Genomic DNA, 21,235 nt, shown 5'->3' with positions numbered 1-21,235 from the left:
CCTCCTTGGCCCATGATCGATATAGCATTGCGGTGAATCCATCATCTGAGGAGAAACATGTTCGCCACTGCTGAAGAGGCAATCGCCTACACACGGGAACAGGACGTTAAGTTCATCGATGTCAGGTTCTGCGACCTGCCAGGGATTATGCAGCACTTCAACATCCCCATAGAAACCTTCTCCGAGGATGTCTTCACCGAGGGCCTCATGTTTGATGCTTCTTCGATTCGCGGCTTCCAGGCAATTCACGAATCCGACATGAAGCTCATCCCCGACGTGTCCTCGGCCTTCATCGATCCGTTCCGCAAGGCCAAGACCCTCGTCGTCAACTTCTCTATCGTCGATCCGTTCACGAACGAAACGTACTCCCGCGACCCCCGGAACATTGCCGCCAAGGCCGAGAACTATCTTCGCTCCACGGGAATCGCCGACACCGTCTTCTTCGGCGCCGAAGCAGAGTTCTACATTTTCGACGATGTTCGCTTCGATACGAACGAGCACGAGTCGTACTACCACATCAACTCCAACACGGCATGGTGGAACACCGGCCGCGAAGAAGAGGGCGGCAATAAGGGCTATAAGACCCGCATGAAGGGCGGCTACTTCCCCGTCTCCCCCAACGATCAGTTCGCTGACCTCCGGGACGAAATGAGCAGGGTCATGGCCGAGGCCGGTCTCAAGGTTGAGCGCGCCCACCACGAGGTTGGTACGGCGGGACAGCAGGAAATCAACTACACGTTCGACACTCTGCTTGCCGCGGCCGATGACCTCATGAAGTTTAAGTACATCATCAAGAACGTTGCCTGGGAGGATGGTAAGACCGCCACCTTCATGCCCAAGCCAATCTTCGGTGACAACGGGTCTGGCATGCACTGCCACCAGTCTCTCTGGAAGGACGGCGAACCACTCTTTGCTGATGAGAGGGGTTATGGCGGGCTGTCAGACATGGCACGCTGGTACATCGGCGGTCTGCTCAAGCACGCCCCAGCCCTGCTGGCTTTCACAAACCCGTCGGTGAACTCCTTCCACCGTCTTGTTCCCGGCTTTGAGGCACCCGTTAACCTGGTCTACTCGGCCCGCAACCGTTCCGCCTGCATCCGTATCCCAGTCACCGGATCCTCACCGAAATCGAAGCGTCTCGAGTTCCGCGTACCGGACCCCTCGTCGAACCCCTACCTGGCGTTCTCGGCCCAGCTCATGGCTGGTATCGACGGCATCAAGAACCGCATTGAGCCTGCCGACCCGATCGATAAGGACCTTTACGAGCTTCCCCCGAGGAGCACGCGGAGATCGAACAGGTCCCAACCTCTCTCGAGGGCGCACTCGAAGCACTGCGCGTAGACAGCGAGTTCCTTCTCGAAGGCGACGTGTTTACGCAGGATCTCATCGACACGTGGATTGACTACAAGTACACGCACGAGATCGCTCCCCTGCGTCAGCGCCCACACCCGCACGAGTTCGAGCTCTACTTCGACATCTAAGCCGCAAGACCTAACCGAATTCCACCATCTAACCCGGTGTTGGCCCGCCCTATCGAGGGGCGGGCCAACGGTATATGAGGCTTACCCTTGAGTAACTAAGCACGTCCAACAAACACGACTGCGGTGACCGAACCTGCTCGGAGGTTGCTCCTATCGTTTAGAACTCGCCATTTGCTGCCCTGGTATCGCACCAACCGGGAGAGTAGGAGCCCCGGTACCCGCAGGTCCCAGCAAAATACTCGTACTCACTATTCTCCCGCGCGTCCCACCAAAGGTCATGGCACGAGTCCCAATCCCCCGCCGCACAACCATCCCAGAGTGCATCCAACGCGGGATCATCTCCGTAAGACCAGCCGCTTGACGATGGCACCCAGCCGGTTGAACTCGGATCGTAGAGGTCACACTCACCATATAGGCTCTCAGTGGTTTGTCCGCACGTGCTCCCGAATGCTTCATACGCACTGCCGACCGGGGACAGCCAGTAAAGGTCATCGCAGGAAACCATGTCTCCACCTGCGCACAGATCCCACAGTCCGTCTAGACCGGTGTCGCTACCGTAGGATCCCCAGGGTGCTGGCGCCGAAGCCGAGCTCGGGGCAGGTGCGGGAGTGGGCGAGGGCTCCGGTGCGGGAGTGGGCGAGGGCTCCGGAGCAGGCTCCACGGTAGCGCTCGGTGATGGCTCCTGCGCATCGGCGTATAACTCCTCCTCGCAGCCTCCGGACTGCGCGGCACTCGTTTCTCCACAGGTATTGCCAAACACCCGGTATGCGGAATCATCGACCGCATTCTCATACAGCTCATCACAGGCCGCTAGATCACCATCGGCACACGCATCCCACAGGGCATCAAGCTCAGGATCGTCACCGTAGGCTCGAGGTACCGCGTTGGTCGCGCAGTCGCCGTGAGACTCGGTTTCTGTCTCGCCGCAGGTACTTCCAAATGTCCGGTACTCGGAATCCTCAGCTGCATTCTCGTACAGCTCATCGCAGGCCGCTAGATCACCATCGGCACACGCATCCCACAGGGCATCAAGCTCTGAATCGCTACCGTATGTTCCCTCACGATCGGTTAACTCGACCGATAGTTCCGCATCATCGCTACCAATGACGCCGAGTCCGAAGAGCACTCCCACAGTAGCCGCAAGGATCAGGAAGATTCCGAGGAGGATCCACACGATAAGCGCGCCTTTGCCCTTCTTTGGCTGCTGATCGGAATTCTGCCCGTACGGCGGAAAACCACCGCCCGATCCCCCTTGCACACCGATAGCTGGCTGGTATCTACCCGGTAGAGGAGCCGAAGGATAGTACTGCTGACCGTATTGCTGCCCCGCAGGTTGCATCGAGGTCGACTGTCCGTCCTGAGATGTGCCGAATTGATTCCCACCGCTCGCATATACGCCAAGACCCGGGGGCTGCATCGGGGTTGAAGCACTAACACCGTGCTCATTGCCAGCAGTATCATCGGGCCGCGCTACAAGACCTGGTTGAGCATCCAAATCTCTTTTCTGAACATTCGCTTGAACCTGCGGTACGAAAGTCTCCGAATCTTCAAAGGTCCGACGTCCATCATCGTGGTCCGACGAAAGATCGTCCTTGCTCCCAGACATAGAAGTTTCCTTTTAGTAAAAACAGATAATGCCGAAACCGCACTAAGAGCTAAAGTCACGCCCAGAGGCCACCCGGCGGCACTAAACTTTTCTTGAAATCAAACTCAACTATTTATTGATGCTGCTAGCAAATGTAGCACTGCTGACGGGCATTAGTATTATTTAAATCGATCATGGGTTCTTTCTTGTCGTGTCGTACACAAAATAAGTAACCACTCGAGGATTGTGTCCAGCTTCTCTGCTGAAGGTCGAGGACACGGTTTACAGAGCCAATTCTGTACGAGTGCATGCCACACCAATCCTGGGTTGACCAACCTATGGTCAAGAACCCCGCATTCCATGAGATATCCCTGAGCACGTTCAGGTACTAACAGGAACGTCGATTCGTTGTCCTCTAGGATTGGTCCTATGAAGAAGCACCCGGAAGACGCTAGCGACTGGTCCGAGTACGTCAACAACCGGGACGAGTGGGCCGTGCCCGACTACCCGAGTTCTCCCAACCCACATAGCCCCGCGAGGGTGATACCTTGAAGGATGGAGATGACGGTGATGATACCCGGTCGGCTAAGAACCGGGGCGCCGATGGTGCGGTTGGCCCGTATGGGGCTTCGAAGAGCCCGTGGGAGAACTACGACGATCGCGATCCGCAACCACCGAGGGAATCAACTCCGTACGACGAGACGAGCCCCTGGACGAACCACGCGGCGTGGCGATACCAGCAGAACCCGTACCGCGGAGGCACCGAGGAAACCCGCCAGGGCTGTAGTGGGGTCATGTTCGCCGGTATCGGACTCGGCATCGCACTCATTGTCATTGCACTCATCCTGCTCTGACACGCAACGCACAGATTCCGCACCAAATTGGTCGGCGTCAATATCATTCGATAATTGCAAGAGAAGTGAATCGGCCCGCTCCGCGGGCCGGTCGTCATGTTTTGGTTGTTAAGTCGCGGTCCCTTGTCCCATTCGATTCACCTCGACCTGCCGTGCACCAAGCCCTGCGCACCTGAGATCCTCGAGAACAACTGTCATTCGATAGGTCAGGCACCGGGAATCAGGACAGGCGACTACTCCTTTGGAGCATCCTCAGCGGGGACCTCGGTGCCGGGTGTCGGTGGCTTGTACCAGTCGACCAGTTCCCACTTGCCGGGGGTTCCTTCGATAACTCCGGTGGCGCAGTTCGTCATGTGCGGAAGCTTCTCTCCCGCTGGGTCACCAACCATGATTGTTGCCCACACCTGAAGCATCATGCCGTGGGATACCACGAGGAGCGACTCTTCATCCGATTCTTCGATTGCAGCATTGAAGCGTTCAAGGACTTCATGGCCATTTTCGCCTCCCGGGATCCGTGGATCCAGGTCGCCTTCCATCCAGTTCTGAGCAATGCCGAAGTACTCCATGAGAGTTGGCATATCGTTTGCCATCTCCCAGTCGCCACCGGAGACTTCCGCGATCCTCGGGTCGATTCTCGAATCAAGCTTCCTTGACGTGGCGATGGGTTCCGCCGTTTGCTGCGTGCGGACAAGGTGGGAGACAAGAATTCCGTCGAGATGGATACCGGTCATGCGCTCCGCCAGTTCCTCCGACTGGACTCGCCCCGTCTCGGTGAGGTCCGCTCCCGGTGCCGCCGTGTCGAGTGCCCGAATCGTGTTGGACGTGGTTTGTCCGTGCCTGGCCAAGTACAGTCTCATTGCTCTCCGTTGATCGTGAGTTTCGTATCTTTACTCATCGTCCCCGAAAAAGATGCGTTCAACAACGGACCTCGCTCGCCGCGAAAGCCGCAGATAGGTTTCGCCCACTTCCTGACGCGCCTCGTGATCTCTCGATAGGAGTGCGGCAATGGTGGCAAGCTCGGTGGAGTCCGTTGGCACGGTATCGATCCTGGGCCCGGAGGTTCGGCCAGTTCCGAGGACAATCGCGAGCCGCAGGTGCTGGGCAAAGAGCCAAGCATCAGCCAGCCGATCAGCATCGCCGTGGCTCAGTAAGCCTGCTTCAGTTGCTGCAACTAGCCCGTCGAGTGTCGATGTGGTCCGGAGAGAAGGGTTCGATCCGCCGTGGTCCAGTTGGAGGTACTGGACGGTCCAGTCAACATCCGAGATCCCGCCCGGGCCAAGCTTGAGATGACGGGTCTTCTCCACCCCTCGCGGGGCGCGCTCTGATTCGATACGCGCCTTCATCCGCCGCACGTCCCGGTGCTCCCCCGGGCTCAGCGGCTCCCCATACCTGATCGGGTCGATGAGATCAATAAATGACTCACCTAACTCTTCATCGCCAGCAACCGGTCGCGCTATAAGAAGCGCCTGCCGTTCCCAGGTCTCTAGCCAGCGGTCGTAGTATTCCTCGTAGGATGCAAGCGACCTGGCAAGTGGTCCATTCCGCCCCTCGGGCCGAAGATCCGCATCGATTTTCAGCGGTGGCTCCTCCGCCCCGTCTTTCAGCACTGCAATGAGGGTGGTCGCGATCTCGACGGCAATCTTCTGGGCAAAAACCTTGTCATCGCTGAGCGGCTCGTGAACAAAGAGGATGTCCGCGTCCGATCCGTAGCTCATCTCGTGGGCACCAAACGAGCCGAGCCCAACAACAAGATAACGAGACGGTGCTTCTTCCAAGTCGTGCCCCGCGAGGACCTTCGCGGTCGCGGCCCGCAGAGCAGCATCCACCGCAATCTCCGCTCCCATGGTGATTGATGCCTGCGCCTCGCGAGTATCGATCACGCCAAGGACAAGGCCGAGGCCGGTGCGCAGGAGTATGCGGCGGCGCAGATAGCGCCCCGCCATGGCAACACCCTCGTGCGTATTGCGCCGTGAAATCAGTGCGTCGAGTTCTTGCCGGAGAGCAGTCCCGCTCAGGGGCTTCAGCTCTTCGTTGCCTTCGAGCCACCTCACCGATTCGGGCAGGGCCGGGATGGCTTCGGCGAGGTAGCGGGACGTGGAGAGAATATGGGCGAGGCGCCTCGCTGCCATACCCGAGTCCCTCAGGAGCTTCATGTACCAGTGGGTTCTTCCCATGGTTTCGGAGAGGATCCGGAAATGAAGGAGGCCGGAATCGGGTTCCGGTCCTTCCGCAAACCAGCCGAGGAGAACGGGCAAAAGTTGCCGCTGGATCTTTGCGGTGCGGGAGACTCCCTCGGTCAGTGCCGAGATGTGGTCGATTGCCCGGGCGGGGTCTCGATATCCGATGCCGGCAAGGCGATCGGCGGCAGCCTCCCGGTCCAGACTAATGTCGTCATCGCGTAAGCGTGCCGCGGCTGGGAGAAGCGGACGATAGTAGATCGCCTTGTGGAGGGAACGGACCGCTCCCCTGACCTTCTTCCACTCCTTCTCCAGGTCCTCACCGGTCGCGACCCTGTCGATCTTCATCGCCCGCGCAATACGCCTCAGTTGATCGGTTTGGGTGGGAAGAACGTGGCTACGTCTCATCTTCTGGAGCTGAATCCGGTGCTCGAGGGTCCGCAGGAAACGGTAGTAGCCCTCCAGCTCGTCCGCATCGGTGCGGGCCACGTATCCTCCGTCACGCAGGGCAGCCAACGCATCGAGGGTGTTCCTCACCCGGAGCGAGGTATCGACCCTGCCGTGCACAAGCTGGAGGAGCTGAACGGTAAACTCAACGTCGCGTAGACCGCCCTCACCAAGCTTGATCTGCCTGGCGGCGTCTTGGGATGCAATGTTGGATTCCACCCGCGTTCGCATCTGCCGTGAGGATTCCACAAACCCCTCCCGCTGAGAGGCGGACCAGACAAATGTGGCCACGGCATCCACGTAGGCTCGGCCCAGTTCCTCATCACCTGCCGCGGGGCGTGCCTTAAGGAGCGCCTGGAACTCCCAGTCCTTCGCCCACCGCTCGTAGTAGGCGACATGGGAAGCAAGCGTGCGCACGAGCGGACCGTCCTTGCCCTCGGGGCGCAGGTTCGCATCCAGTGGCCACAGCGGCATAACCGCCCCCGGCCCCGACACGGCCTGCGACACAGCATTCGCGAGCTTCGTCGCTATCTCCAGAGCCTCTTCTTCAGAAACTCGCTCAGCATCCGATGTCATCTCAGTTCCGGACAACCCGGTAGCATCGGCCAACTCGCCAACATAAACCACATCGACGTCAGAAATGTAGTTGAGTTCCCGGGCCCCGGTCTTGCCCATGGCAATAATGGTGAGGCGAACATTCTCGGATCCGGGAACGACCGAGCGAGAAAGGGCCAGGGCGCCCTTCAAGCAACCATCGACAAGGTCGGAAATAGATTCCGACACCCAGCGATACTCAGCGACGGGATTCTTCGAGGTGAGATCCCTGGCCGCAATTGAGATGAGCTGACGATAGTAGAGCGTGCGGAGCAGAGCCACTCCGTCTTCCCATCGCACGCCCGCAACTACGTCAGATGGTGAGGACCCTTCTTTTACGTCGAGGGCTTCAAGAAACACGGTTCCGTCAGGGCTGATATCGACTTTATCGCCGAGGTCATCAATCCACTCGGGGTGGGTGATCAGCATGTCGCCTAGGGCGGAGGACATGGCGGCGATAGCGCAGACGGACCTGCGAATCGTCTCGCTGTTCAGCAGGGTTTGCATAGCGTGCGGGCTGGCCTCGGTGAGCCTCAAAAGGGTGAGCAGGCCAAGATCGGGATCGGCACCGTTTCCCAGTTCGTCGAGGATCGGCTCCCACTCGTCGATTCTTCCGTCCAGCAGTTTGCTGGCCCTGCCGGGGTCGGCGAAGCCGAGCCGGCGGAGCGCCGAGGTGGGACTATCTTTACGCATGTCAGTTGATGGGGAGGAACCGTTCACGCTCGAACGGTGTCACCTGATTACGGTAGCCCTGCCACTCCTGCTCTTTGTTGCGTAGGAAGAACTCGAAAGCCTCTTCACCGAGGGTGTCGGCAACAAGCTCTGAGTCGTGCATGAGCGAAAGCGCCTGCTCGAGGTTGCCGGGCAGGGATCGAATGCCAAGAGCCCTCCGCTCATTACGGGTGAGTGCCATGACATCGTCAAGTGCCTCGTCGGGCAACTCAAGATTTCGCTCAATCCCGTCGATGCCAGCATTGAGCAGAACGGCAAATGCGAGATAAGGATTGGCGGCAGAGTCGATGGCTCGGTATTCAATCCGTGCGGACTGCGGCTTGCCCTGGCGGAGGGCGGGGACCCTGACGAGTGCGGAACGGTTGTTGTGGCCCCAGCTCACAAAGGACGGCGCCTCATCCCCTGCCCACAGCCGCTTATACGAGTTGACGTGCTGGTTGGTGATCGCGGCGATTGAGCGGGAATGCTCGAGAAGGCCCGCCATGAACTTCCGCGCGGTAGCGGACAGGAGATAGGTCCCGGAGGGGTCGTAAAAGACGTTCCTGTCTCCTTCGAAGAGCGACATGTGGGTGTGCATGCCGCTACCGGGATGCTCGATAAGTGGCTTCGGCATAAAAGAGGCAACGACACCCTGAGAAATAGCCACCTCCTGGATAACGGTACGGAACGTCATGATGTTGTCCGCCATCGACAACGCATCCGTGTACCGGAGGTCAATCTCGTTCTGACCGGGCCCTGATTCGTGGTGGGAGAACTCAACCGGGATGTTCATCGACTCGAGGGCCGCAACAGCATCCCGCCTAAAGTCCTGTGCCACGGACCGTGCCGAATGATCGAAGTATCCTGCCCTGTCAATGGGCCGGAAGTCGATATCAGGATCATTGCTTGGGTGAAAAAGATAGAACTCAATCTCCGGGTGCGTGTAGAAACCAAATCCCATGTCGCTGGCCCGTTCAAGGGCACGCCGCAGTACGTACCGGGGGTCTGAGCGTGCCGGTTCGCCATCGCGGGTCGTGATGTCGCAGAAAAGCCGCGCAACAACACCATCCTCGCTACGCCCGGGCAGGATCTGGAAAGTCGATGCATCCGGGTGGGCCAACATGTCGGCCTCAACGACGCGGGCCAGGCCTTCAATTGACGAGCCGTCAAAACCAATGCCTTCTTCGAAGGCCTCTTCGAGCTCGGCGGGAGCAATGGCAACGGACTTCAGGGTGCCGATGACATCGGTGAACCACAGCCGAACAAACCGGACATCCTTCTCCTGAATGCTCCGAAGAACATGTTCTTGCTGACGGTCCATACCCGGTCCTTTCGCTTCGCTACACACTATCGTGCCACGCCGCGCTCCAAGCGTTGCTCCGATAAGCACTCCGGGATGCAGTAATCCCGCCTGCTCATCCTATTCCTACCTGCCGTAGCCAACAGTCACCAGCCACGGACGGATTGCGAGAGTTGGGCTTACTGGGCGTCCCCTATCCCTTGCTACAAGATCTCCTGCTACCTTGCTTCACGCTCACGTTTTATCCGCCCCAAGCTCTCGCTTTTCCCATGGCTCCTGGTCGCATCGAACTTGCAATAGCTCTGTTCAAAACCCTGCGAGTAGATTCTCCACCACGGCGCACACGAAACAAACCAGCATCGTCAGACAGCACATCGGGAATCACGGTAGGATACCTGCCATGACCGAAGGAACACCCACGCCTCCACGTCCCCGCCGTTTCCGGATAGCCCACCTCGCCGAAGCCAAACACCATGGCGAGCCGCTGACAATGCTGACCGCCTACGATTCGATGGTCGCGTCAATCATTGACCGCGCCGGAGTCGACATGATTCTCGTTGGCGATTCCATTGGTACAACAGTATTCGGTGACTCGAATACTCTTGGCGTGGAGCTGGCCGACATGGTTCGTGCAACGAAGTCGGTAGCGAACGGTACTCAGCGTGCCCTGATCGTTTCCGATCTCCCTTTCGCTACTTACGAGACCGGACCTGCCCAGGCTTTCGAGTCCGCATCCCAGCTCATCAAGGCCGGAGCCAATGCGGTCAAGCTTGAGGGCGGCGTTCGCGTTGCCGAACAGATTCGCACGCTCGTCTCCAACGGTATTCCCGTGATCGCCCACATTGGCTTTACGCCGCAGTCGGAGAACACCCTCTCGGGCCCCCGCGTCCAGGGACGCGGCGATGATGCTGCCGATCGCGTTGTGGAAGATGCTGTTGCAGTCCAGGAGGCCGGTGCCGCAGCCGTTGTCCTGGAAATGGTTCCCGCCGATCTTGCCTCCCGCATCACCTCGATCCTCGAGATCCCGACCATCGGTATCGGTGCCGGTCCCGAAACTGACGGTCAGGTCCTTGTCTGGTCCGATATGGCGGGGATGACGGACTGGCAGCCCTCCTTCGTTCAGGTCTTCGGCCAGGTTGGTGAAGCCCTATCGAAGGCTTCCACCGATTACGTCGCCGCAGTCAAGTCGCGGTCCTTCCCAACTCGGGAACATTCCTTCTAGCGAAGGCTCCCCCCCCGGCCGACTCAGCCGCCCGCCCTCTGCGGTCAACGCTCCACCATCACCGTCTTACACTCGGCAAAAACTCCTCGCCAATCACCACTGGCGCAGTTGTGTGAAGCGCACAAGTGGCGAGAGTCACTGACGTACTGACTGGTTCGGCGAGCGGTTGGATATGCAGACGCGTCGGTCAGGCATCCGGGGATCTTCGCACTTCCGGTTGCTGTTGAGATGACGCGCTCGCCAGTGTCGATCCTCAGTCCTCATCATCCTTCCAGTCGTCTTCCCACGCCTCTTCTTCTTCATCGAACGTTTCGTTGCGCTCCGCCGCGGTCGTAAGAGCGTTACGGGCTTCTTCTTCGGTGTCGTAGGGCCCCATAATGTCCGTCCACGGGGACTGCTGGCCTACCTCAACCTGGCCCGTCTTTGTGTTGTACCAATACTCACGACGGCTTGGATTCGCCATTGTCGACCTCCTCGACGCTAAACTTGGTTCTATGCTTGCACAGCGCGCACCCCTTGGCACCCTTGTTCCCGGAGCTATTTCGGAAAAGCTCTCTGTACCGAAGTCGATTGAGCGACCCGAATACCTGTTCCATGATGGTCCCGAGGTGGTGACTGCCTCCGATATGAAGGACGCGGAGACCATTGAGCGGATCCGCCGCACCTCGAAGCTTGCCGCCCAGGCCCTCGAAGAGGTTGGCAAGGCTGTCCGCCCCGGCATTACCACCGATGAGCTGGACAAGATCGGGCACGAGTTCCTCATCGACAATAACGCCTACCCGTCGAGCCTGGACTACATGGGGTTCCCGAAGTCGCTGTGCACCTCAATCAACGAGGTCATCTGCCACGGCATCCCCGACTCGACCGTTCTCCAAGAGGGCGATATCGTCAACGTCGACATCACGGCCTTCCGCGAGGGCGTTCACGGCGACACGAATGCAACGTTCCCCGTTGGGGAAATCGATGAGGAGTCCCGCCTTCTGATCGAGAGAACGAAGATGTCCATGGAGCGCGGCATTAAGGCTGTGAAGCCCGGCCGTGCCATCAACGTGATCGGCCGCGTCATCGAGGCCTATGCGAAGCGCTTCCAGTATGGCGTTGTGGAAGACTTCACCGGCCACGGCGTTGGCGAAGCCTTCCACTCGGGACTTATCGTTCCGCACTACGACACGGCACCCCGTTACGACGATCTCATCGAAGTGGGCATGGTCTTCACGATCGAGCCCATGCTGACCCTGGGGACCATCAAGTGGGACCAGTGGGATGATGGATGGACGGTACTGACGAAGGACCGTGGCCGCACCGCCCAGTTCGAGCACACTCTGGTTGTGACCGAAGACGGCGCCGAGATCCTTACGCTCCCATGAGCCTCGCACTCGGAATCGACATTGGCGGCTCCGGTATCAAAGGAGCCCCCGTCGACCTCACCACCGGTGAGTTCGTAGCCGACCGCTATCGCATACCTACTCCGGAGAAGTCGACCCCGAAGAACGTCGCTCAAGTCGTTGGACAGATTGCCGAGCACTTCGACCTTCCCAGGCACACCCCCATCGGTGTAGCCGTTCCCGCACCGATTGTTCACGGCGTGGCAATGTGGATGGCGAACCTTCACAAGTCGTGGGCCGGAACGAACGTCGACGAGCTTTTCTCCAACGTTCTCGACACCCAAGTGACTGTCGTCAACGACGCGGATGCTGCTGGTTACGGGGAAGTTGAGTATGGCGCAGCCAAGGGGCAGTCCGGCACCTCCCTGGTCACCACTCTCGGGACGGGCATCGGCTCCGCTCTCGTCATCGACCACCGCCTCATCCCCAATACGGAGCTTGGTCACCTGACCCTCCCGAACGGGAAAGAAGCCGAAGCGTGGGCATCCTCCGCAGTTAAGGACCGCAAGAAACTCTCCTGGACAGACTGGGCAAACCGACTCCAGGACGTTTACGGCGAATACGAGAAGCTCCTCAACCCCGACCTCATCATCGTCGGTGGCGGCATCTCCAAAGACTCGGACAAGTTCCTGCCACTGCTGAAAACACGTGTGCCAATCATCCCGGCTACTCTTCGCAACAAGGCCGGCATCATCGGTGCGGCCGCCCTCGGCGCACGAGAAGCAACGAGTCAAAACTCATAGAATGACGCTCTCAGTGATGGTCTGATCCTCTTTAGACACCCATTTAGGCTTCTCAAGAACAGACCTCATTGACGGGCCCTTCGCAGTTATTACTGCACGCATTGACATAAATTACCGGTGGGAACTGCCAGACAGAGGGCTCGCAAACACGATTTGCCGAAACGTAGGTCAGATCGGGCAATTACAGGCGTAGCTCCGCACAAGCCCAGAGCCCGAAGCACTTCTGACATTCTCATCTCGTCGCCCGACGAAACTCGCACTCGCGAGAGGCGCGGTTAGCGCAACAAAGGACTACCCGTCACACTCGACCCCAGATCAAAGATCGGCGCGGCACGCAGACGGGCGATAAGGACGGCCGCCAATTAGCGCCGGCTCACCCACGCATCTGTCACGACAGTAGACACGTCCACCTCAAGGCCCGGAAGCATCTCACGGAGCGCACCCGCCAACTTCGGCAAGAGCGGCCACTCGGAGGCAAAGTGCGTGGGACTAATGAGCGCCGCTCCCCCGCCCCACAGGTGATCGGTAGCCGGATGATGGCGCAGATCAGCGGTGATGTAGACGTCCGCACCCGAGTCGTTGACAAGACCAAGGAAAGAGTCGCCCGAGCCGGGGCTAACAGCCACTGTCTCCACCACTCGTTCCTCGTCACCACCCACGAGGATTCCCGCGGGAGTGCGTGGAAGCAGATCGGCAACCCGATCAGCGAGCTCTCCAAGCATCACCGGGGCAATCGTACCAATTCTGCCCAGACCGAGAGTCGGATCATCTTCCTTGGGAATGAGCGGGCGAGCATTTTCAAGCCCCAGCAGGTCGGCCATGGCCTGCGCGGTGCCCCAGGAGTCAGCATTGGTATGTGCCGCGTAGAGAGAAACGCCGGCGCGAATCAGGTCCGTAATCCACGCACCCTTCGTCGTGTGAGCACCAACGGTGGAGGTGCCGCGAAGGTAAAGCGGGTGGTGGGTAAGCAGCATATCGTAGCCACCGTCAATTGCCTCGGACACAGTCTTTTCACACGGATCTACCGCCAGCAGGATCCGCCGAGCTTCCCAGTCGGGGCTACCGGCGACAAGTCCAACAGCATCCCACGACTCGGCGAGTGCCGGCGGACATAGTTCTTCCACTGCTGCAATGATTTCTCGTGTGAGCATGCGGCAAGTCTATCCCGGCGAAAGGCATGGACAGCTTTTAATCACAGCGTCTGTAGAAGCAGATTCGCGATCGCCCCTACAAAACTTCGCCACCCTCACGGTTCGCGACAGCCAAGGATCGACACGACTGCCATCGGGACGGACAGACAATCCGAAGTGTCCCCGGGTTGAAATGGAGGGACAAGCTGGCCGATACGCCGGGTTTTGTCGAGGGCGACCATCCATCTCGGACGCGTGTTACCACGTATCTCTAGCAACCCACCCGTCGGCCCGAGCAAAGCTCGTGTGCGAGTAGCATTCAGCCAACTGTCTGGTCTTGCTCCCGGTGGGGTTTACCGTGCCGTCCTGGTCACCCAGTCCGCGGTGAGCTCTTACCTCACCCTTTCACCCTTACCTTGCGGCGGTTTACTTTCTGTTGCACTGGCCCGCGGGTCACCCCGGGTGGGCGTTACCCACCACCGTACTCTGTGGAGCCCGGACGTTCCTCGGCACCAAAGTGCCGCGGCCGCCTAGCCAGCTTGTCCAATCTCAGTCTACTCGGCACACGCCCCAACCACCACCAGAGCAGTGTCTCACGCAAAAAGCCGCGATGAAACCCAACGGACACCTACGCTACGGAGCAGCGTACGTTGCTTATCTGCGAACGCACAATAATCCGTATTGACTCGGCGGAATCCGGAGGTCAACATCTCGAAGCAGGTTACCCTGCCCTATGCCCTCGATTCCAAAATAAACGTCACGCTTGACAAGAACAACAATCATTAACGTAGGACGCTTGAGTTCGAAAACAAAAAGACTATTTCATTCTCGGCGGTCTCGCTGGCACGTTGAGATCAGCCAACGTATCGCGGGCAGTTCTTCTCACGGCGTGTTGTGGCGCTAACGGGGTATGCGCATGATCAGAAAGGGTTGTGCCGTCACTTACTCTCCGCACCGAGGAGGCGTTACTGTGCCGCCGTCTAAAGCGATCCTAATATTAAGCACCTTTCACTGTAGGTCGTAGACCATATGCAGAGTACGCTCGCCCGGCTTGCGGCTGAACTTCTTGGACAGTTCGCGCACTATTTTCCTCCGGAGAGCTTCTCCCAGCTACATGAGCTTCGTCGACTCCAAAGCCTCGGTCAGGCCGCGATTGAACTGAATGAGCGGGCGTCTTAGCACAAGTCCTATGAGAAGAGCCGGGAACGCGAACAGACAAAGCAGTCCAAGGGAGGCCCAGAGGTCACCGCCGTAGACGCCTGCGATCGCTGAACGTACAGCATCGATCGCATGCGTTGCAGGAAGGAAGGGGCTGATCTGACGGAACCATTGCGGGAGAACCGCGAGTGGATAGGCCCCGCCGGAGCCAGAAATTTGGACGACAAGCAGGAGAACAGCCAGAGCCTTACCGGCATTGCTGAATGCGGCGACTGCTGTATAGATCAAGAGCGTGAAAACAATGGAAATGATCCACCCCGTCAGTATCAACAAGACAGGGTGACGCGCCTCGATCTGGACGAAGAGAATCAAGCCAGTAGTGACGAGGCTGGCCTGTGCAAGACCCACCAGGGCAAATATTCCATATCTGCCCAAATACTGCTGTGCTGGTGTGAGGTCGGGCCTACCAGGTAGAACGTCCGCTTTGACATCAACCCTGATAGCAACAGTCATAAGCAGTGCTCCCACCCACAGAGCGAGGACCATGTACAGGGGAGCCATTCCCGCACCGAAGCTAGCAACTGGGAATACCGCGATCCGCTCTATCCCAACAGGCTGCGCTAGGGATCTTGCGAGGACACTCGGATCCGTTCCGATGATCGCGCTGATCTCGTCGAGCTCCCCGCTGTCAGCTGCGCGTGCGAGCGATGCCGCAAGCTCGTCGAACTTATCTGCCGTTTCTTTGAGCGAATCGGAGATTTCTCCCGTGGTTTGAAAAGCGCGTACCAGCGATGCCAACACCGAACCGGACTGTGCCGACAGGTTTGATGATGCTGAGGCTAGGTCAGTGCCAATGGCTTCAATATCTACCTTGATTATGTCGAGCGTTGACGACAGCTCGTCGAGCTGTGGCTTGAGATTGGATGTGTAGGCATTCTCCGCATCGTCGATTGCCTGCTTCGCCTGCGCAACTGTCTCCTGAACCTCCTGGCGGGAGGCTTGAGCTTCGCTGTTATTATCTCTAACAGCCTGTGCAGCGGAGACGAGCCTGTCATAGACATCCTGCTGACGAGATATTGCTGTCTCGACCTTGACGATGACGGAATTAATTCCGTCAAGCGCGGACTCTGGCAACATTGGGGCGATTTCGTCCCGGAGCGTGTCGCGCGCGCGAGTATAACTGTCGATCTGTAGTTGGACTTCCTGGGCAAGCGTGTCGATGGCGTCGGCCTGTGAGAGGCTGCCAGAATCGAGCTCGGCAAATAAGTTGTCAACGCTCGCGCTCACATCGTCGTAGGCATCCGATGTAGACGCGAGTGCATTCGCGAGCCCTTGGTTTGCTGTCTGCACGTTCGAGCGGAGACCTTCGATCGCCGCGGACCCATTCGAAACAGCAGTAGACGCACCCTCTATCGCCATGCTGGATCCACTGACAAGGTCATTGGCACCGCCAACTACAGTCATACTGCTTTCAATGACGGAACCAAAGGCCTCTGCGGTTTGCGCGGCGCCGCGTAGGTCGCTTCCAATCTTGCTAACTCTCAGTTCAAGCTTTGCGAGAGTTACACGCGTCTCGTCGTCAGTAAGGAAATCTGACATCGATGAGATCAATCCGAGGGCAAGATCGCTGAGCGTCTCGGTGAATACCTCCGTTATGCGAGCTGACACACCTTCCGCACCTTGCTCGGTGAGAGTAGGCGCAAGGGCGTTCTTCTTTTCGTTTGTATAGTAAGCAATCGGATCGCTCTCGTGGCCCTCCGCAAAGAAGGTCACCATATCGGCACTGAAGGACTCAGGAAGAACGATAGCAGCATAATACTCGCCCGATTCAGTTCCATCTATCGCTTCCTCTTCTGATGTAATGACCCAGTCAAAATCATCATTGGCGCGAAGAGCAGACAGAGCCTGGTCGCCAACATTAATACGAACGGGTATGAGATCGCTCTCATAACCAGCATCGGAGCTCGCAACGGCAACTTTTAAGTTCTTGGTGTTCGAGAAAGGATCCCAGCTCGCAATCACATTGAACCACGTAAATAGAGCAGGTATGACAATGAGCCCGAAAATGACGATCGATGCCAGAACGCTACTGGTAGCCCGATGGAGATCGCGCTGTATGAGCCGAAGTATGTCTCTCATTCGTTCTCCTCCTGCTTGCCGACAGTGTCGGCGTCTGCTCGATGTCGTCCAGAACTACAGTGGCCCGCCACATTAGCGTCCTCATGCAACTGGTTCTCGTCCTCAAGCACGGGAGAAACATCAGGATCTGTCACGCAAGCGACTTCCGACCTGCCGTCTTGCCCTACTCCATTTTCCTCGTTGTCAAGCTCCGAACTCTCTACAACGGGCGTGCTCTCACCGCCACGAATGTCCTCTGTCTCGCTACTTAAGGTTGCTTCGCCTTCCGGCTCCTCCGGACCACTTGTGACTGCCTCGTCCGCTCTTTCGGTCCTCGAAACGACATCCTCTGTCCTCTCACGCTCTGCACCAAGTACCTGCTGCGTTGGCAAAGCTACAACCATCGCCTCATCAGAACCGTCACCGTCGGCACTCCTTGCCTTTCCGATATCAGTCCGCGCAACACTGCTGAGTACAGAGTCGTCGAAATTCGCAATCTGCTCCGCACGGTCCAATGACTCCTTGACATATTCGATAGCGATGATGGCGCCAATTATGATGAGGCTGACCACAAGCCATGCGGCGAGCAGGGTGGCATTGGCGGATGGATACAGCCAACCGGCAACGGCCAGAATGATGGTGAGAAGGAGGCCGGTAAGCAGTGTTACACGAAGGAGTATCGGATAACGTTGCGCGAACTGCTCGGACCTCCGAGTGACATCCTCGTGGTATTCCTGTCGGTTTTGGAGAGCGTGGACGATGTCCGAGAGTCTGTAACCGGAGCCCTTCACGTGTACTGTCTCACTAATGAACAGGTCTGTCGCACCGATCTGGCGGTTAAACATCAAGATGATATTCGCCAATCTACGGCGCAGAACGAGGCCAAGGAGGACGCCGGCCGCAACAAAAGCTGCTAGCGCCGCCATGTAGTACCAATAGTGGCCTTGGTAGAGGCCGCCGATGGTCTCCCTCATCGCGTCAATGCCGTACGTGAATGGTAAGAATGGATAGAGATCTCGGAAGAACCCAGGCATCATTTCGATCGGATAGAGTCCGGAGGCGCCCGGAATTTGCATGACGACGAGGAGAATACATAGACCTCTTCCCACGTGGCCAAAGGCAACGCACAAAGCGTAGATAACGCTCAAATATGCCAAAGCTGTGAAAACGCCTGTTGCGACGAAACCGATACTGCTGACCGTCTGAACCCCGATCATGAGGTCACCAATGCATACGACTAGGGCTTGTGCCACGGCGATCATTCCTAGAAGTAGGAACCGCCCAAAATACGCCTGACGTACAGTCAGCCCGTCAACGCCCTCCGGATCCACCTCGAGCTTGAAAATGACCATGAGGACAAAAGCGCCGATCCATAAGGACAGATTGGTGAAAAGGGCGGCCATCGCTGAACCGTAGGAGTTCACGTGGAACACCACGTGCTCATCAATAGAGACGGGTGATGCAATAAACTGAGCTATCTGTTCCGTGTCCAGGCCCGTCAATGAACTGAGGTCGCTCCAAATGGACGCCTGGCTGAGCGCGACAAGATCGTTATGGGTTGTCTGTATGCCATCGTCGATTTGATCAAGGTTTTCGTCAAGCCTGTCAAGAACACCTGAAGTCGCGACCAGCTGTTCATCGATGTCGGTCAAGAGTAGTTGGGCTTGGCTGAGCTGATCCTTTTGGGCATCGAGTGCCGCTGAGAACGCACCGGCGCTCGTGGTCAACGCGCTCATTGACTCATTGAGACCCGGTAGTGTCTCTTCCAAGACGGTGCGCATCTCGACTGCCGCATTTTGTGAATCCTGAGCGAGATTGTCCAGCTGGCCCGCCGTGTCTTGTATCGCAGTCGCAACAGCATCGGCACTGGAATTGAGCGCCTGAAGGTCTGAAAGTAGCTGCTGATCTGTCGCGTTACGGTCCTCGAGAGCATCCAGCAGCTCCACTATCCGCTGGGCTACTGCGGAATCGGCATCGGCGTTCTCAAGAAGGGTACGGAGTCGTTCTATCGCCACACCGTTGGCCTCAACGGCTTCCGACACATCGGTGATTGCGCTTTCGGCCTTTGAGCTGAGTTGCTCAAGAGACTGGACGACTTCCGTCACTGCGATGTTCGCGCCCGACGTTCCTTCTGCGAGAAGTACCGTACCATTTAGATAGGCATCCGTCGCGGCGTCGCCGAATGCAATAACCTCGTCCTGAACGCTGGCAACAATTGATTGGGCTTGAGTCACTGCTGTCTGCACATCAGTCAAGACCGTATCGACGTCGGTCAGCGTACTACCCGCCAGAGTCAACCCTTCCCGCGACGACTGCACATCAGACTGCAGCGTGCCGAGGCGCTCGCGCGTGGTCGACACATTTGATTCCGCCTCGTCAACTGCGCTTAACGTGTTGCCCTGGGCTTCCAATAACTGAGCTTCTGCCGAATATCCAACGTCTCTCAGAGCTTCGGTAGCGGCAGCTGCAACCTGTTCCGAGAAGGCTCTGGTGATCTGCCTGTCGAGCTGAGAGGCCCCCACGTCCGTAATCTTGGGTGAAATCGCACTCACTTTCTCATTGACGTGGTATTCGATGCGCGGCTGGACGAAGTCACCAGTCGTGATGCTGAGAAGATTTCTACTGAAATCTTTGGGAATGACGATCGCGGCGTAAACATCACCACGCTTCACAGCTTCAAGAGCATCGTCCTCCGCCATAAATTGCCAGCCGAGCTGGTCATTAGCATGTAGCTCGTCGACCACGAGCGCGCCGACATCGAGTGGTCCAGTGAGCTCGGATGACGCACCTTCGTCCAAGTTGACGACAGCAACCTCAATACTTCCTGTATTCGAGTACGGGTCCCAAAATGCGCTGATGTTCAGCCAGGCGTACAGTGCCGGCGTAAAAATAACGCCAACAATGACGACCCATGCCTTCCGCACTCGGAACAAACGTGTAACGTCCCGTGAAAAAACTTTCCAGATATTGGACACGCGCTAATTATATGGACTGTTTTTCTCCGACTACTAGTCCCTCCCCGGTGAGCAGGGTTTGGCGTGCCATGTACAGGGGTTCACCTTTCCTCCCTCGGTGGCCATGGAGCTCTTGTTGGACACGTTGGCGAGTTGTGGTCACTGCGTCCCCACCTAAGCGGACCACGTGGAAGGGATCCAAGACCGCGACGGCGTTGAGTTCTTCTTGGGTGGCGGTCTTAAACCCGGTAAACCCATCCATCGCGACAACCTCGATCTGGTCACGCCATGCTTGGAGCCGAGATTGTAGCCAGTCTTTGAACACGGCTTTCGACCTGCCTTCGACCATGTCCAGGAGGCGTGCGGTGCCGGTACCGTCATACACCGGGGTCAGATCGATGATCACGGTCACGTACTTATCCCCACGGCGAGTATGACGCCACACATGCTCATCGACCCCTAACACGCGTACCCCGTCAAACCGGGTGGGGTCATCAATAAGGGGGCGTTTGCCTTCGTCCAGGATTGCGGTGTTGGCCGTGTTCCAGGCGACGTTTAACTGCTCAGCAATCTTGGAGACCGATTGTTTCAACACCACCAGGGCGATCAAGGCCCAGCGCAGTGCTCCGCGGGAGAGTTTAGCTCTGGGTTCGCACGCCGCGGTGAGGTCTTGGGTCCATACCCGGTGGCAGTCCGGGCACCGGAAGCGCCGGAGGCGTATGTGGAGCGTGGTGGGGCGGTTCCCGTAGGGAATATGTGCCAGCCGGCGTACCAGGGAACCCGCCGGTGTCCCGGGCCCGCCACATTCACGACACCAGCCCTCTTGGGGATCTGGCACCACCTTGCATGCCAGGACAGCTTCCTTAGGGGTGACATGCTGTCCCACAGCAGTCAGGCCCATGCCATCCAGGCCGCAGACAGTATTCAAATCCGGGCCGGTGAAGATAGTCTTGTCCATGTCGGGGTCTTTCCAATTGGTTTGTCGTTATTCCAATCATGAAAGATCCCGACCCCGTTTCATGCCACGACGCGCAAAACACCCGCTACACACTCAATTGTGAAGAGCCCCATTAAGACGGCAATGGACTGCACGGCTGTCCAGGGCCGTTGCTCAATCGCCGGCATCGCCGGTCATCCCTACGAGTGGAGCTTCTACACCTCGCACTACGAGGTTGATCTGACCTCAACATACTGGGGAACGATCGAGGATCTGCACGAGGCTGTTGCCCTGTTCAAGCTGGGCAAGATCAAGTCGCAGTACACGCCGTACAACATGGATCAGGCCATCGACGCCTACACGGCGCTCGTCAACGGCGAGCTTTCCGGCCGAGCCATCGTCGTACCCCACGCCTAGGGTCTGCCCATCAATACCATCC

General features: G+C 58.0%; 13 protein-coding genes, 1 other RNA gene and 2 pseudogenes. 6 read left to right on the top strand and 10 right to left on the bottom strand.

Annotation, left to right across the window (positions count from 1 at the left end; all coding sequences use genetic code 11):
* The first annotated feature begins 57 nt into the window (after nucleotides 1-57).
* Nucleotides 58-1,481 (top strand): annotated as a pseudogene (gene glnA / locus EJ997_RS02225) (type I glutamate--ammonia ligase).
* 157 nt (nucleotides 1,482-1,638) lie between these two features.
* Here the strand turns inward: glnA (EJ997_RS02225) and EJ997_RS02220 are convergent.
* Nucleotides 1,639-2,655: a hypothetical protein gene (locus tag EJ997_RS02220; RefSeq protein ID WP_126703140.1), complete on the bottom strand. Its 1,017-nt coding sequence runs from the start codon at nucleotides 2,653-2,655 to the stop codon at nucleotides 1,639-1,641.
* 959 nt (nucleotides 2,656-3,614) lie between these two features.
* On the opposite strand from EJ997_RS02220, the gene EJ997_RS02215 reads away from it, so the two are divergent.
* Complete coding sequence (locus tag EJ997_RS02215) at nucleotides 3,615-3,920, top strand: hypothetical protein (RefSeq protein WP_126703139.1); 306 nt, start codon at nucleotides 3,615-3,617, stop codon at nucleotides 3,918-3,920.
* Nucleotides 3,921-4,153: 233 nt separating this feature from the next.
* Here the strand turns inward: EJ997_RS02215 and EJ997_RS02210 are convergent, their stop codons facing one another.
* From EJ997_RS02210 to glnA (EJ997_RS02200), 3 genes are read right to left on the bottom strand one after another with little or no spacing between them, the layout of a single operon-like run.
* Nucleotides 4,154-4,777 carry a histidine phosphatase family protein gene (locus EJ997_RS02210; RefSeq protein WP_126703138.1) on the bottom strand — a complete coding sequence of 208 codons (624 nt, stop codon included), beginning with the start codon at nucleotides 4,775-4,777 and terminating at the stop codon, nucleotides 4,154-4,156.
* Between the two features lie 30 nt (nucleotides 4,778-4,807).
* Nucleotides 4,808-7,831, bottom strand: a complete 3,024-nt coding sequence (locus tag EJ997_RS02205) for a bifunctional [glutamine synthetase] adenylyltransferase/[glutamine synthetase]-adenylyl-L-tyrosine phosphorylase (protein WP_126703137.1) — start codon at nucleotides 7,829-7,831, stop codon at nucleotides 4,808-4,810.
* Between the two features lies 1 nt (nucleotide 7,832).
* Nucleotides 7,833-9,170 carry a type I glutamate--ammonia ligase gene (gene glnA, locus EJ997_RS02200; RefSeq protein WP_126703136.1) on the bottom strand — a complete coding sequence of 446 codons (1,338 nt, stop codon included), beginning with the start codon at nucleotides 9,168-9,170 and terminating at the stop codon, nucleotides 7,833-7,835.
* A gap of 379 nt (nucleotides 9,171-9,549) precedes the next feature.
* Here glnA (EJ997_RS02200) and panB point away from each other — a divergent pair, with 379 nt between their 5' ends.
* The gene (gene panB, locus EJ997_RS02195) at nucleotides 9,550-10,371 is read left to right on the top strand and encodes a 3-methyl-2-oxobutanoate hydroxymethyltransferase (RefSeq protein ID WP_126703135.1); all 822 of its coding nucleotides are present in this window, start codon (nucleotides 9,550-9,552) and stop codon (nucleotides 10,369-10,371) included.
* Between the two features lie 253 nt (nucleotides 10,372-10,624).
* Here panB and EJ997_RS02190 read toward each other — a convergent pair whose 3' ends face one another.
* Nucleotides 10,625-10,834: an SPOR domain-containing protein gene (locus EJ997_RS02190; RefSeq protein WP_126703134.1), complete on the bottom strand. Its 210-nt coding sequence runs from the start codon at nucleotides 10,832-10,834 to the stop codon at nucleotides 10,625-10,627.
* Nucleotides 10,835-10,865: 31 nt separating this feature from the next.
* Here EJ997_RS02190 and map point away from each other — a divergent pair, with 31 nt between their 5' ends.
* Both map and ppgK read left to right on the top strand, forming a co-directional pair.
* Nucleotides 10,866-11,738 (top strand): type I methionyl aminopeptidase, encoded by an 873-nt coding sequence (gene map / locus EJ997_RS02185; protein WP_206501759.1) that lies wholly within the window; start codon nucleotides 10,866-10,868, stop codon nucleotides 11,736-11,738.
* Nucleotides 11,735-12,499 carry a polyphosphate--glucose phosphotransferase gene (ppgK, locus tag EJ997_RS02180; protein WP_126703132.1) on the top strand — a complete coding sequence of 255 codons (765 nt, stop codon included), beginning with the start codon at nucleotides 11,735-11,737 and terminating at the stop codon, nucleotides 12,497-12,499. Before map ends, ppgK begins: the two co-directional genes overlap by 4 nt.
* Before the next feature lie 362 nt (nucleotides 12,500-12,861).
* Here the strand turns inward: ppgK and EJ997_RS02175 are convergent, their stop codons facing one another.
* The 5 genes and pseudogenes from EJ997_RS02175 to EJ997_RS02155 all read right to left on the bottom strand — a co-directional run.
* A complete protein-coding gene (locus EJ997_RS02175; protein ID WP_126703131.1) occupies nucleotides 12,862-13,650 on the bottom strand; it encodes a Nif3-like dinuclear metal center hexameric protein in 789 nt (262 codons plus the stop codon).
* Nucleotides 13,651-13,827: 177 nt separating this feature from the next.
* An RNA gene (rnpB, locus tag EJ997_RS02170) (RNase P RNA component class A) lies at nucleotides 13,828-14,171 on the bottom strand.
* 568 nt (nucleotides 14,172-14,739) lie between these two features.
* Nucleotides 14,740-16,926, bottom strand: a complete 2,187-nt coding sequence (locus tag EJ997_RS02165) for a YhgE/Pip domain-containing protein (RefSeq protein ID WP_126703130.1) — start codon at nucleotides 16,924-16,926, stop codon at nucleotides 14,740-14,742.
* Nucleotides 16,923-19,880, bottom strand: a complete 2,958-nt coding sequence (locus EJ997_RS02160) for a YhgE/Pip domain-containing protein (protein WP_126703129.1) — start codon at nucleotides 19,878-19,880, stop codon at nucleotides 16,923-16,925. The genes EJ997_RS02165 and EJ997_RS02160 overlap by 4 nt, the downstream gene beginning before the upstream one ends.
* A 16-nt stretch (nucleotides 19,881-19,896) precedes the next feature.
* A pseudogene (locus EJ997_RS02155) lies at nucleotides 19,897-20,817 on the bottom strand (ISL3 family transposase); the annotation flags it as partial.
* Nucleotides 20,818-20,916: 99 nt separating this feature from the next.
* On the opposite strand from EJ997_RS02155, the gene EJ997_RS02150 reads away from it, so the two are divergent.
* A complete protein-coding gene (locus EJ997_RS02150) occupies nucleotides 20,917-21,213 on the top strand; it encodes a hypothetical protein (protein WP_126703127.1) in 297 nt (98 codons plus the stop codon).
* Nucleotides 21,214-21,235: the final 22 nt, after the last annotated feature.

This window comes from Flaviflexus ciconiae (assembly GCF_003971195.1).
GTDB classification, from domain to species: domain Bacteria; phylum Actinomycetota; class Actinomycetes; order Actinomycetales; family Actinomycetaceae; genus Flaviflexus; species Flaviflexus ciconiae.
This window is presented reverse-complemented; position numbering and strand designations above follow the sequence as displayed.